14 protein-coding genes are annotated in these 12,492 nt (G+C 70.4%); 8 read left to right on the top strand and 6 right to left on the bottom strand.

Translation table 11 applies throughout. The features are described from left to right. Positions 1-113 precede the first annotated feature (113 nt). Positions 114-512: a DUF3099 domain-containing protein gene (locus HLK59_RS25940; RefSeq protein WP_171143919.1), complete on the bottom strand. Its 399-nt coding sequence runs from the start codon at positions 510-512 to the stop codon at positions 114-116. A gap of 244 nt (positions 513-756) precedes the next feature. On the opposite strand from HLK59_RS25940, the gene HLK59_RS25935 reads away from it, so the two are divergent. Beyond that, positions 757-1,035: a GlsB/YeaQ/YmgE family stress response membrane protein gene (locus HLK59_RS25935; RefSeq protein WP_171143918.1), complete on the top strand. Its 279-nt coding sequence runs from the start codon at positions 757-759 to the stop codon at positions 1,033-1,035. An 87-nt stretch (positions 1,036-1,122) separates the two neighbouring features. Here HLK59_RS25935 and tyrS read toward each other — a convergent pair whose 3' ends face one another. Genes tyrS through HLK59_RS25920 form a run of 3 tightly spaced genes read right to left on the bottom strand, consistent with a single transcriptional unit; the run spans position 1,123 to position 5,371 of the window. Next, the gene (gene tyrS, locus HLK59_RS25930) at positions 1,123-2,391 is read right to left on the bottom strand and encodes a tyrosine--tRNA ligase (RefSeq protein WP_171143917.1); all 1,269 of its coding nucleotides are present in this window, start codon (positions 2,389-2,391) and stop codon (positions 1,123-1,125) included. Between the two features lie 56 nt (positions 2,392-2,447). Further along, entirely contained in the window at positions 2,448-3,851 is a 1,404-nt protein-coding gene (locus tag HLK59_RS25925) for a metallopeptidase TldD-related protein (protein WP_171143916.1), read from the bottom strand. Next, on the bottom strand, positions 3,848-5,371 hold the full coding sequence (locus HLK59_RS25920; RefSeq protein ID WP_171143915.1) for a TldD/PmbA family protein: 1,524 nt from the start codon (positions 5,369-5,371) through the stop codon (positions 3,848-3,850). Before HLK59_RS25920 ends, HLK59_RS25925 begins: the two co-directional genes overlap by 4 nt. Before the next feature lie 241 nt (positions 5,372-5,612). Here HLK59_RS25920 and fabG point away from each other — a divergent pair, with 241 nt between their 5' ends. From fabG to HLK59_RS25905, 3 genes are all read left to right on the top strand, one after another. After that, a complete protein-coding gene (fabG, locus tag HLK59_RS25915) occupies positions 5,613-6,332 on the top strand; it encodes a 3-oxoacyl-[acyl-carrier-protein] reductase (RefSeq protein WP_171143914.1) in 720 nt (239 codons plus the stop codon). Between the two features lie 5 nt (positions 6,333-6,337). Next, positions 6,338-7,123 carry an enoyl-ACP reductase FabI gene (gene fabI / locus HLK59_RS25910; protein ID WP_171143913.1) on the top strand — a complete coding sequence of 262 codons (786 nt, stop codon included), beginning with the start codon at positions 6,338-6,340 and terminating at the stop codon, positions 7,121-7,123. Between the two features lie 153 nt (positions 7,124-7,276). Then, complete coding sequence (locus HLK59_RS25905; protein ID WP_171143912.1) at positions 7,277-7,624, top strand: hypothetical protein; 348 nt, start codon at positions 7,277-7,279, stop codon at positions 7,622-7,624. Here HLK59_RS25905 and HLK59_RS25900 read toward each other — a convergent pair. Continuing rightward, positions 7,605-8,294, bottom strand: a complete 690-nt coding sequence (locus HLK59_RS25900) for a FadR/GntR family transcriptional regulator (protein ID WP_171143911.1) — start codon at positions 8,292-8,294, stop codon at positions 7,605-7,607. The genes HLK59_RS25905 and HLK59_RS25900 overlap by 20 nt on opposite strands. Before the next feature lie 70 nt (positions 8,295-8,364). Here HLK59_RS25900 and HLK59_RS25895 point away from each other — a divergent pair, with 70 nt between their 5' ends. The 4 genes from HLK59_RS25895 (at position 8,365) to HLK59_RS25885 (ending at position 10,799) form a co-directional block, all read left to right on the top strand. Then, positions 8,365-9,648: a CynX/NimT family MFS transporter gene (locus HLK59_RS25895; RefSeq protein WP_171143910.1), complete on the top strand. Its 1,284-nt coding sequence runs from the start codon at positions 8,365-8,367 to the stop codon at positions 9,646-9,648. A gap of 49 nt (positions 9,649-9,697) precedes the next feature. Further along, a complete protein-coding gene (locus tag HLK59_RS52050; RefSeq protein ID WP_266829118.1) occupies positions 9,698-9,814 on the top strand; it encodes an SGM_5486 family transporter-associated protein in 117 nt (38 codons plus the stop codon). 159 nt (positions 9,815-9,973) lie between these two features. Then, entirely contained in the window at positions 9,974-10,180 is a 207-nt protein-coding gene (locus HLK59_RS25890; RefSeq protein WP_171143909.1) for a hypothetical protein, read from the top strand. A 100-nt stretch (positions 10,181-10,280) separates the two neighbouring features. Next, a complete protein-coding gene (locus tag HLK59_RS25885; protein ID WP_171143908.1) occupies positions 10,281-10,799 on the top strand; it encodes a histidine phosphatase family protein in 519 nt (172 codons plus the stop codon). Positions 10,800-10,877: 78 nt separating this feature from the next. On the opposite strand, the gene serB is transcribed toward HLK59_RS25885, so the two are convergent. After that, entirely contained in the window at positions 10,878-12,089 is a 1,212-nt protein-coding gene (gene serB / locus HLK59_RS25880) for a phosphoserine phosphatase SerB (protein WP_171143907.1), read from the bottom strand. Positions 12,090-12,492: the final 403 nt, after the last annotated feature.

Genomic DNA, 12,492 nt, shown 5'->3' with positions numbered 1-12,492 from the left:
TAGGAAGTATGTCACGGCTAGCCCGTCGCCCGGCACTGGAACAACATGATTGATCTGAGCTTTTCTTGAGCTTGGTACGGGGGCGATTTCCGGATTCGGACCCTCCGCCAAGGTCATGTCCGCTCGCGCGGCTCCCCCCGTACACCCGCCTCCGAACCGCCCGCTACGTCTTCCGGGAACGGTTCCGCGGAGCCCCTCGCGGCGGTCGGCGGCGTGATCATCGGGGGCGTGGGCGCGGTCACGAAAGTCGACGGCAACGACGGCGCGTTCTCCCGCCCCGCGTTGGCGATCACCACCGCGACGTAGGGAAGCAGAGCGCCCAGTACCAACGCGACGATCGCGACGTGCCGTTCGACGTTCCAGAGCGAGACCGCGAGGATCACCGACAGCGTACGCACGCCCATCGAGATCACATACCGCCGCTGCCGGCCGCGGACATCGTCCTGAAGCCCCTGACGGGCTCCGGTGATCCGGAAAACCTGGGCGTTACCTGCCGCGTGCTGCTTCCGCATCACATTCCACCATCCGCCCGCATCGGACTCTCCCCGGCCCGTACCCACTCCGCCCCCGGCGAAGGAACCGGGCCCGGACACGTCCTACGTTACGCCGCGCCTCCGCCGCCTACGAGACCGGGGCACCTCCCGCCCGGGCGGGAGACCTGCGCCGTAGCACGTACGGCCCACTCGACATGCGCCGTACGGCGCATGGGCCGACACTGGGCGTAATGCTCACGTCGAGCCGTACTAGGAGGCAGCCATGGGCTGGTTGTGGGCGATCATCGTGGGATTCGTGCTGGGCCTGATCGCGAAGGCGATCCTCCCGGGCAAGCAGCACAGTCCCCTCTGGCTGACGACCATCTTCGGCATGCTGGGCGCCATCGCCGGCAACGCCATCGCGCGGGCCGCGGGCGTCGACGAGACCTCCGGCATCGACTGGAGCCGCCACGCCTTCCAGCTCGTCGCCGCGATCATCATCGTGGGCGTCGGCGACATGGCCTACATGGCGACACTGGGCAAGAAAAAGCAACAGGCCTGACCTCAGCAGACCTGAAGGGGCGCGGGGAACTGCGCGAGCGACCACGACGAGAGTGGTAGCCCGCAGATCCCCGCGCCCCTACGGCGCTCACGTACCGGTGACCTCGACAGCGGCAAGGTTCTTCTTCCCGCGTCGCAGCACCAGCCACCTGCCGTGCAGCAGGTCCTCCTTCACCGGGACGGAGTCCTCCGCGGCGACCTTCGCGTTGTTCACGTAGGCCCCGCCCTCCTTCACGGTCCGCCGCGCGGCGGACTTGCTGGCGACCAGGCCGACCTCGGCGAGCAGGTCCACGACGAGACCCAGCTCGGCGACCTGGATGTGCGGCACCTCGGAGAGGGCCGCCGTCAGCGTCCTCTCGTCCAGCTCCGCCAGCTCGCCCTGACCGAACAGCGCACGGCTCGCCGCGACCACGGCGGCCGTCTGACCGGCGCCGTGCACCAGCGTCGTCAGCTCCTCCGCCAGCGCGCGCTGTGCGGCACGCGCCTGCGGACGCTCCTCGGTCTGCCGCTCCAGCTCCTCGATCTCCTCGCGGGACCTGAAGCTGAAGATGCGCAGGAACTTGGAGACGTCCCGGTCGTCCGCGTTCAGCCAGAACTGGTAGAAGGCGTACGGCGTGGTCATCTCGGGGTCGAGCCAGACCGTGCCGGACTCCGTCTTGCCGAACTTGGTGCCGTCGGCCTTGGTGATCAGCGGCGTGGCCAGCGCGTGCACCACGGCGTCGGGCTCGACCCGGTGGATCAGGTCGGTGCCCGAGGTGAGGTTGCCCCACTGGTCGCTGCCGCCGGTCTGGAGCGTGCAGCCGTGCCTGCGGAACAGCTCCAGGAAGTCCATGCCCTGCAGGATCTGGTAGCTGAACTCGGTGTAGCCGATGCCCGCGTCGGAGTTCAGCCGCCGGGCGACGGCCTCCTTCGCGATCATCTTGTTGACCCGGAAGTACTTGCCGACGTCCCGCAGGAACTCGATGGCCGACAGCCCCTGGGTCCAGTCCAGGTTGTTGACCATGATCGCGGCGTTCGGGCCCTCGAAGTCGAGCAGCGGGGTGATCTGCGCCCGGAGCCGCTCGACCCACTGGGCCACGACGTCCGGCGAGTTCAGCGTCCGCTCCGCGGTCGGCTTGGGGTCGCCGATCAGACCCGTCGCACCGCCCACCAGTCCCAGCGGACGGTTCCCCGCCTGCTGGATCCGGCGCATCGTCAGGATCTGCACGAGGTTGCCGAGGTGCAGGCTGGGCGCGGTCGGGTCGAACCCGCAATAGAACGTGACGGGGCCGTCCGCGAACGCCTTGCGCAACGCGTCCTCGTCAGTGGAGAGGGCGATGAGCCCGCGCCACTTCAGCTCGTCGACGATGTCCGTCACGGTTCTCGTATCTCCTTGGATGATCTTCGGCGGTCGGGTGACAACCAGCTACGAGGTTATACGCCCCGACTGACAGAGCTCATATTGAAGTCCGGCACCCTCAGGGCCGGCATCGCAGCCCTGGTGAACCAGTCGCTCCACTCCCGCGGCAGCGTCTTCTCCGTGCGCCCGGCCTCCGTGGCCCGGCCCAGCAGGTCCACCGGCGACTCGTTGAACCGGAAGTTGTTGACCTCCCCGGTGACCTCGCCGTTCTCGACGAGGTAGACGCCGTCGCGGGTCAGACCGGTCAGCAGCAGCGTGGCCGGGTCGACCTCGCGGATGTACCAGAGGCAGGTCAGCAGCAGCCCGCGCCCGGTGTTCGCGACCATCTCCTCCAGGGAGCGGTCCTCGCCGCCGTCCAGGATCAGGTTGTCGATGCCCGGCGCCACCGGCAGCCCGGTCAGCCCGGCGCTGTGCCGGCTGGTCAGCAGGCCGCTCAGCTCGCCCGCCCGCATCCACTCGGTGGCCGTCAGCGGCAGCCCGTTGTCGAACACCGACGAATCGCCGCCGGAGGAGTGCGCGAGCACGAAGGGCGAGGACTCCAGGCCCGGCTCGTTCGGGTCGCTGCGCAGGGTCAGCGGCAGCTCGGTCAGCCGGTCGCCGAGCCGGGTGCCACCGCCGGGCTTGGAGAACACGGTCCGGCCCTCGACCGCGTCCCGGCCCGACGCCGACCACATCTGGTAGATCAGCAGATCCGCCACGGCGGTCGGCGGCAGCAGCGTCTCGTACCGTCCGGCGGGCAGGTCGTGCTTCCGCTCGGCCCAGCCGAGGCGTACGGCGAGCTCGGCGTCCAGCGCGGCCGGGTCGACGTCCTTGAAGTCCCGGGTGGAGCGGCCGGCCCACGCCGAGCGGGTACGGTCCGGCGACTTGGCGTTCAGCTCCAGCGTCCCGTTGGGCTGGTCGTGACGCAGGCGCAGACCCGTCGACGTACCGAGGTAGCTGGAGACCAGCTCATGGTTGGCGAAGCCGTACAGCTCGCGGCCGCCCGCACGCGCGCGTGCGAAGGACTCACCGAGCGCCGGGGCGAAGTCGGCGAACACCGCGGAGGAGGTCTCGGTGGGCGCGTCCGTGAAGTCGGGGGACGCCGGTACGTCCGTCACCAGCGGCTGCGCGTCCTCGGCGGGCGCCGCACCGCGCGCGGCGGCCTCCGCGGCCCGCACCAGGGACTCCAGCTCGTCCACGGTCACCGCGGCCCGTGAGACGACTCCGGAGGCGGTGCCCTCCTTGCCGTCGACCGTCGCGATCACGGTGAGCGTGCGCCCGCGCGTGACGCCGTTGGTGGTGAGCGCGTTGCCGGCCCAGCGCAGGTTCGCCGTGGACTGCTCGTCGGCGATGACGACACAGCCGTCGGCCCGCGACAGCTGCAGGGCGCGCTCGACGATCTCGTGCGGCTTGTGCGCCTTCTTGGACTGCGCGCTCATCGACCCGCCTCCTGCGTCGTGTTGAGGATGTTGACGCCCTTGAAGAGGGCGGACGGGCAGCCGTGCGACACCGCCGCGACCTGACCCGGCTGGGCCTTGCCGCAGTTGAAGGCGCCCCCGAGGACGTACGTCTGCGGACCGCCCACCGCGGCCATCGAGCCCCAGAAGTCGGTGGTGGTCGCCTGGTAGGCGACGTCCCGCAGCTGACCGGTGATCCGGCCGTTCTCGATCCTGAAGAACCGCTGCCCGGTGAACTGGAAGTTGTAGCGCTGCATGTCGATCGACCATGAGCGGTCGCCGACGACGTAGATGCCCCGGTCGACCCCGCCGATCAGATCCTCGGTCGACATCCCGGCCGGATCGGGCTGCAAGGAGACATTGGCCATGCGCTGCACGGGCACATGCCCGGGGGAGTCGGCGAACGCGCACCCGTTGGACCGCTCGAAACCGGTCAGCTTCGCGATCCGCCGGTCCAGCTGGTAGCCGACGAGCGTGCCGTCCTTCACCAGGTCCCAGGACTGACCCGCGACGCCCTCGTCGTCGTAGCCGATGGTCGCCAGACCGTGCTCGGCGGTGCGGTCACCCGTCACGTTCATCAGGTCGGAGCCGTACCGCAACTTGCCGAGCTGGTCGAAGGTGGCGAAGGAGGTGCCGGCGTAGGCGGCCTCGTAGCCGAGGGCGCGGTCCAGCTCGGTGGCGTGGCCGATGGACTCGTGGATGGTCAGCCACAGGTTGGACGGGTCGACGACCAGGTCGTACACCCCCGACTCGACACTGGGCGCCCGCATCTTCTCGGCGAGCAGCTCCGGGATCTGCTCGAGTTCGCTGTCCCAGTCCCAGCCGGTGCCCGTGAGGTACTCCCAGCCGCGGCCGACGGGCGGGGCGATCGTGCGCATGGAGTCGAACTCGCCGCTGGACTCGTCGACCGACACCGCGGTCAGCGCGGGGTGCAGCCGCACCCGCTGTTGGGTGGTCACGGTCCCGGCGGTGTCGGCGTAGAACTTGTTCTCGTGGACGGTCAGCAGCGAGGCGTCGACGTGGTTGACCCCGTCGGCCGCCAGCAGCCGCGCGCTCCAGTCGGCGAGCAGCCCGGCCTTGTCCTCGTCGGGCACGGTGAACGGATCGATCTCGTACGACGAGACCCATGTCCGCTCGGAGTGCACCGGCTCGTCGGCGAGCTCGACGCGTTCGTCCGAACCCGCCGCCTTGATCACCTGGGCGGCCAGCTTCGCCATCGCCACGGCCTGCGAGGCGACCCGCGCCGCCGCGTCCATGCTCAGGTCCACGCCCGACGCGAAACCCCACGTGCCGCCGTGCACGACCCGCACCGCGTACCCGAGGTCGGTGGTGTCCGACGACCCGGCGGGCTTGGCGTCCCGCAGCCGCCAGGACGCGCTGCGCACCCGCTCGAACCGGAAGTCCGCGTGCTCGGCGCCCAACGCACGCGCGCGTGCCAGCGCGGCGTCGGCCAGGGCGCGTAGGGGAAGCGCTGTGAAGGCTTCGTCGATGGAATGAGGCACCGAGGTATCTCCCTGCTCTCGTGACCTGTGGACTCCGATCATGTCGTGTGGGCAGGTCCGGGGACCATAAGTTTCCGTGCGTAGTCACCCTCTTCTGTAGGGACCCGACAGTGCGGCCCCTGAGCCACTGTCGGTGCCCGAATGTCCGCCCGCCGGGGCAGACCGATAGGTTTCGAAGGAAGCCGCCTGCCATCGAGATGCCGGGCGGGTGAGTTCAGACCGCTATCGAAAGGGTGATCCGTTGAGCCGCTCGGTTCTCGTCACCGGAGGCAACCGGGGCATCGGCCTCGCCATCGCCCGAGCTTTCGCCGAAGCCGGCGACAAGGTCGCGATCACGTACCGCTCGGGTGAGCCACCGGCCGCCCTGACGGAACTGGGCTGCCTCGCCGTCAAGTGCGACATCACCGACACCGAGCAGGTGGAGCAGGCCTACAAGGAGATCGAGGACGCGCACGGTCCCGTCGAGGTCCTGATCGCCAACGCCGGCATCACCAAGGACCAGCTCCTGATGCGTATGTCCGAGGAGGACTTCACGTCCGTCCTCGACACCAACCTCACCGGCACCTTCCGCGTCGTCAAGCGCGCCAACCGCGCCATGCTCCGCGCCAAGAAGGGCCGCGTCGTCCTCATCTCCTCGGTCGTCGGTCTGTACGGCGGTCCCGGCCAGGCCAACTACGCCGCCTCCAAGGCCGGCCTGGTCGGCTTCGCGCGCTCCCTCGCCCGTGAGCTCGGCTCGCGCAACATCACCTTCAACGTCGTCGCGCCCGGCTTCGTCGACACCGACATGACCAAGGCGCTCACCGACGAGCAGCGCGAGAACATCGTGAAGCAGGTGCCGCTCGGTCGTTACGCGCAGCCTGAGGAGATCGCCGCGACGGTGCGGTTCCTCGCCTCGGACGACGCCTCGTACATCACTGGAGCCGTCATCCCGGTTGACGGCGGACTGGGAATGGGTCACTGAGCACGATGACGAACACGACTGGAATCCTCGCGGGGAAGAAGATCCTCATCACCGGTGTGCTGATGGAGTCCTCCATCGCCTTCCACACCGCCAAGCTGGCCCAGGAGCAGGGCGCGGAGATCATCCTCACCGCCTGGCCGCGGCCGACGCTCACCGAGCGCATCGCCAAGAAGCTGCCCCGGCCGGAGAAGGTCAAGGTCCTGGAGCTCGACGTCTCCAACGACGAGCACCTCGCCCGCCTGGAGGGCCAGGTCCGTGAGCACCTCGGCGACCGGCTCGACGGCGTCGTGCACTCCATCGGCTTCGCGCCGCAGGACGCGCTCGGCGGCAACTTCCTGAACACGCCGTTCGAGTCCGTGGCCACCGCCATGCACGTCTCCGCGTTCTCCCTGAAGTCGCTGACCATGGCGCTGCTGCCGCTGATGACCGAGGGCGGCTCCGTCGTCGGCCTCACCTTCGACGCGCAGTTCGCCTGGCCGCAGTACGACTGGATGGGCCCGGCCAAGGCCGCCCTGGAGGCCACCAACCGCTACATGGCGCGTGACCTGGGCAAGCACGACATCCGCTGCAACCTGATCTCGGCCGGTCCGATCGGCTCCATGGCCGCGAAGTCGATCCCCGGCTTCGCCGAGCTGGCGTCCGTGTGGGACAGCCGCTCCCCGCTGGAGTGGAAGCTGGAGGACCCGGAGCCGGCCGGCAAGGGCGTCGTCGCCCTGCTGAGCGACTGGTTCCCGAAGACCACCGGCGAGATCGTCCACGTGGACGGCGGTCTGCACGCCATCGGCGCGTGACTTCTCCCACGGTGTGAGGGCCCGCGTTCCCCGGAACGCGGGCCCTCACCCGTTCGGCCCACCCGGCCGGGCGCCGACGGTCCACAACTGCGCACCCTGGATTACGTGTTCACCACGTGATTCCCTCCCCAGCACGGCCGAGGAGGTCCCCTTGTGCGCCTGTCCCGCAGCCTGGCCCCAGCAGCCGTCGCCGTAGCCCTCCTGCTGTCCCTGCCGCACGACGCATCACCGCACGCACGCGTGGAGAGACCGAAGGCCGAGGCGCCCGAGCTGTTCGGCGCCACCTGCCTCAGCAGGGTCACCGGTTCCCATGTGACCGCCTACTGCCACAACCCGTACCCCGACGTCGACCGCGTCCGGCTGCACATCGAGTGCGACCGCTGGTGGGACGTCGACAGCGACGGTGCCCCCGTCGACGCCGGACCCGCGCAGACCGTACGTCTGGACGGCCGCTGCTGGAACGAAGTCCGCTCGGTGTGGGTCAGCCACCAGAAGCGGTGAACCGGCCCGGCCGGCACAGGAACGGATAGCCCGCCGCCTCCGCCGCGGCCGTCTCCGCGTCGCCCACGCGGATCGCGTCGACCAGCCGCGCGTGGTCCATGTACGTCTCCGGCGTCAGCTCCTCGCCGACGTCCTCGCGCAGCCAGTCCCGCAGCACCTCGCCCAGGTCCGCGTACATCGCCGACATCACGTCGTTGTGGGAAGCCGCCACCACCGCCAGGTGGAAGGACGCGTCCGCCGTCACGAAGGCCTCCGCGTCCCCCGACTCCCACGCCTCCTCACGCCGTACGAGAAGCGTGTCGAGCTGCTTGAGGTCCTTCTCCGTGCGCCGCTCGGCGGCCAGTCGCGCCGCGGACGACTCCAGCGTGGCGCGCAGCTCGGCGATGTGCCGGGGGTCGGCGTCGGCGAACCGGCGGTGCATCACACCGGCCAGCTCACTGGTCGCCACGACATAGGTGCCGGAGCCCTGGCGGATGTCCAGCAGGCCGTTGTGCGCGAGCGCGCGGACGGCCTCGCGGACCGTGTTGCGGGCCACCCCGAGCTGCTCGACGAGCTCCGGTTCCGTCGGGACGCGTGAGCCGACCGGCCACTCGCCCGACGTGATCTGCTGCCGCAGCGCCGCGATGACCTGCTCGGACAGCGCCGATCGACGGGGGTGGCTCAGAGGCATGGCACACCTTCGCACGGAATCCCGGAGCCGGGGCAGCCGGGGGATGGACAACCAATCATCCCATGATTCTATGATAGGCGGCATGGCACGTGAGAAGACCCGGACGCTGACGTCCCCGCACATCCGCAGCTCGGCGGCGAGCGAGCCCCCGGCGACGGCCACACGCGCGTGGCCGACACGGCTGCTCGTGCTCGGCATCGTCCTGGCCGCCGTCAACCTGCGGCCCGCCATCACCAGCCTCGGCGCCCTCCTGGAGGAGGTCCGCGACGGACTGGGCATGAGCGGGAGCGTGGCCGGGCTGCTGACCTCCGTACCCCCGCTCTGCTTCGCCTTCTTCGGCGTCATGGCACCGCGCCTGGCCCGCCGCTTCGGACCGGGAGCGGTGGTGTGCGCCGGCATGGTCGCCATCACCGCCGGCCTGCTCATACGGCCCTACACGGGCGGCACGGCCGGCTTCGTGGCCGCCAGCGCCCTCGCCCTCATGGGCATCGCGGTCAGCAACGTCCTGATGCCCGTCATCGTCAAGCACTGGTTCCCGGACCGCGTCGGCACCATGACCGGCCTGTACTCGATGGCCCTCGCCCTCGGCACGGCCACCGCGGCCGCCGTGACCGTGCCGGTGACCGACGAGCTGGGCGGCAGCTGGCAGACCGGGCTCGCGGTGTGGGCGGGGCTGGCCGCCGCGGCCGTCCTGCCGTGGATCCCGTCCGTACGGCGGCGGGGGACGGCGCCCGCCGAGGAGGGATCCGCGCGCGAGGCGCGGCCCGCACTGCGGATCACCCGCAGCCGTACCGCCTGGGCGCTCGCCGTCTTCTTCGGGCTCCAGGCCACCGCCGCCTACATCACCATGGGCTGGATGGCGCAGATCTTCCGGGACGCGGGCGTGTCCGCGAGCACGGCCGGGCTGCTGCTCGCCGTCACGATGGTGATGGGCGTACCGCTCGCCTTCGTCATCCCGCGCATGGCCACCCGCCTGCCGCACCAGGGCCCGATCGTCCTCGTGCTCGGCTTCTGCGGCCTCGCCGGATACGCCGGCCTCTACTTCGCGCCCGCCTCCGGAGCCTGGCTCTGGGCTCTGCTGCTCGGCGTCTCCAACTGCTCCTTCCCGCTGGCCCTGACGATGGTCGGGATGCGGGCCAGGACCGGTGCCGGCGTCGCCCAGCTGTCCGCGTTCGCGCAGAGCACCGGCTATCTGATCTCCATCCCGGGCCCGCTCCTGGTCGGCGTGCTCTACCAGCACAGCGGCGGCTGGGGCCTGCCGATCGCCCTCATGGCCGCCCTGATGGTCCCGCAGATGGTCGTGGGCGTCCTCGCGGGACGGGACAGGACGGTCGAGGAGGAGGCGGCCCGCTGACCGCCACCCCGGCGGATCCGGTGCCGGCCGGGGGTGCGAGACTGGCCGCATGCCAGTGCTCGACCCGAACCCGCAGAACGGCCAGAAGAAGATGCTGCTCGTCTTCGGCGCGTTCCTCGCCATCTTCGTGATCATCGCCGTCATCGCGTCGATCGCCTCACCCTGAACCGGCGGGGGTGGGGCTAGCCCCACCATCCCCTAGGGGGCGAGTCTCAGGGTCAACTGGGTGGATCACCGGATGGGTTGAGGGCCCGGCGTTCCGTAACTTCGAGATGTGACCGCGGCACAGCGGACCACCGGCCCACTCGAAGACGCGGAGGCACCCATGTCGGCCCCTACGCACACCCCGCTCCGCCCGGCGACCCGGGGACGCGTCGACATCCGGCTGCCCTGGTGGGCCCTCGCCCTGCCGACGCTCGCCTTCATCACGCTGCTCGCGCTGATCCTGAACCCGTCCGACGCGCACGCCGCCGCGGACGATCCCCTGATCACCCAGTTCTTCGAGCGCGTACAGCAGCTGGTCACACGCTGAGCACCCCGGCCGGACCGGTCCCCGCTCACCTCCACGCGCGGATGAAGCCGCATGTCAACTCCCTGCGCCTTATGGCCTGTTTCATGCGAAGCTGGGTCTCATGAGCGTCGCAGAATCCCGCAGGATCGTCCTCTTCCGGCATGCGAAAGCCGACTGGCCACAGGTGACCGACCACGAGCGGCCGCTCGCCGACCGGGGCCGCAAGGACGCCGCAGAAGCCGGACGCCGGCTGGCCGACACCGAAATCCCCTTCGACCTGGCTCTGTGCTCCACCGCGACCCGGACCCGCGAGACCTGGAAGCTCGCCGTGCAGGAGTTCGCGCACCGGCCGAAAACCGTCTACGAGGAGCGGGTCTACGAGGCCTCCCCCGGCGAGCTGATCGCCGTGCTCAACGAAACCCCCGACGACGCGCGGAACATCGTCCTGATCGGCCACAACCCGGGCGTGCAGGGCCTCGCCGACATCCTGGCCGGCTCGGCCGAGGGCGACGCCCGCGAGCGGATGAGCCGCCGCGGCTTCCCGGCCGCCGCCTTCGCCGTCCTGTCGTTCACCGGCCCCTGGAAGACGCTGGAGCCGGGCGCGACCACGCTCCTGGACTACTGGGCACCGTCCGAATGATCCGACCGATGTGAGAACCCTGTGAGAAGGGCCCGGCACCACACTGGTGCCGGGCCCTTCTCCACGTCGTAGACCGGGTCAGTCGATCTCGTCGTGCGTGTCCGCCGCCTCGACCTCTTCGCGGGTCACGCCCAGCAGATACAGCACGGTGTCCAGGAACGGCACGTTCACCGCGGTGTGCGCCGCCTCCCGGACCACCGGCTTGGCGTTGAAGGCGACCCCGAGGCCGGCCGCGTTGAGCATGTCCAGGTCGTTGGCACCGTCGCCGATGGCCACGGTCTGCGCCAGCGGCACCCCCGCCTCGGCGGCGAACCGGCGCAGCAGCCGCGCCTTGCCCGCCCGGTCCACGATCTCGCCCGTGACCCGGCCGGTCAGCTTCCCGTCGACGATCTCCAGGGTGTTGGCCTGGGCGAAGTCCAGCCCGAGGCGCTCCTTGAGGTCGTCGGTGACCTGGGTGAACCCGCCGGAGACGACACCGACCTGGTAGCCGAGGCGCTTGAGCGTACGGATGAGGGTGCGGGCGCCGGGGGTCAGCCGCACCTCGGTGCGCACCTTGTCCACGACCGAGGCGTCGAGCCCTTCGAGGAGGGCCACGCGCGCGTGCAGCGACTGCTCGAAGTCCAGCTCCCCGCGCATCGCGGCCGCCGTCACCTCGGCGACCTTGTCCTCGCAGCCGGCGTGCGCGGCGAAGAGCTCGATGACCTCGTCCTGGATGAGCGTCGAGTCGACGTCCATGACGACGAGCCGCTGCGCGCGCCGGTGCAGCCCGGCCGCGACGACGGCGACGTCCACGCCGAGCGCGGCGGCGTCGGTCACCAGGGCGGTCCGCAGGGGCTCGGTCTCCACGCCGGACACCGCGAACTCGACCGCCGTCACCGGGTACTTGGCCAGCCGGAAGATACGGTCGATGTTGCCGCCGGCCTTGGTGATCCGCGCGGCCGTCGCGGCGGTCGCCTCCGCGGTGAGCGGATGTCCGAGCACGGTGACGAGGGAACGGCCCAGGCCACGGGGCCGGTTGTCGCCCAGGCCGGAGATGATCTCGGCCTGCATCTTCATCGACTCCGCCCAGCTGTGGACGGTTCTGCGCAGGTCGCCCTCCAACCCGCGCGGCGGCTCGGTCACGAGCGCGCACAGCACCATGCGGCCACGGGTGACGACCTGCTCGATGTCGACCACGTCGACGGAGTAGGCGGCGAGAGTGTCGAAGAGTCCGGCTGTGATGCCCGGCCTGTCCTTGCCGAAGATCTTGACGAGAAGAGTGGGGACGTCGGAGGTCTGCGAAGCGCTCATGGTGTACCCACCGTATCCGGCACCCAGTGCCTTCCGCCCCTGAGGTCCGCCTGACGGACAGGGAACACTGAGCGTCGCTCAAGTGGCGGGGGCCTTACGTGGCGGCTACGACTCTATGGGCACATGTCGGGTGACCGGACCGATGGTTACCGGCCAAGTGGTCGGCGTGCCGCGCGGCCCGTGTCATCCGGGTCTGGATCACCTCCGCCCCTTAGGCCTCCCCGGCGGCGGCGGAGGAGGTGGCGGTGGTGGCGGCGGGCCGTCGTCGGGCGTGGACGGTTCGCGACCCGTGGGCGGACGCCGGGGAGGCGGCTCCATGGGACGCACCACGGTGGGCGCGCCGTACACGTCGTCACCCGGGGGCGATGAATCGCCTTCGCCGGGCGGGCGCTGACCTTCGGAC

It is taken from the genome of Streptomyces sp. S3(2020), from assembly GCF_013044505.1.
Lineage (GTDB): Bacteria > Actinomycetota > Actinomycetes > Streptomycetales > Streptomycetaceae > Streptomyces.
The sequence above is the reverse complement of the archived record's forward strand: the minus strand, read 5'-3'. Positions and strand labels throughout refer to the sequence as shown.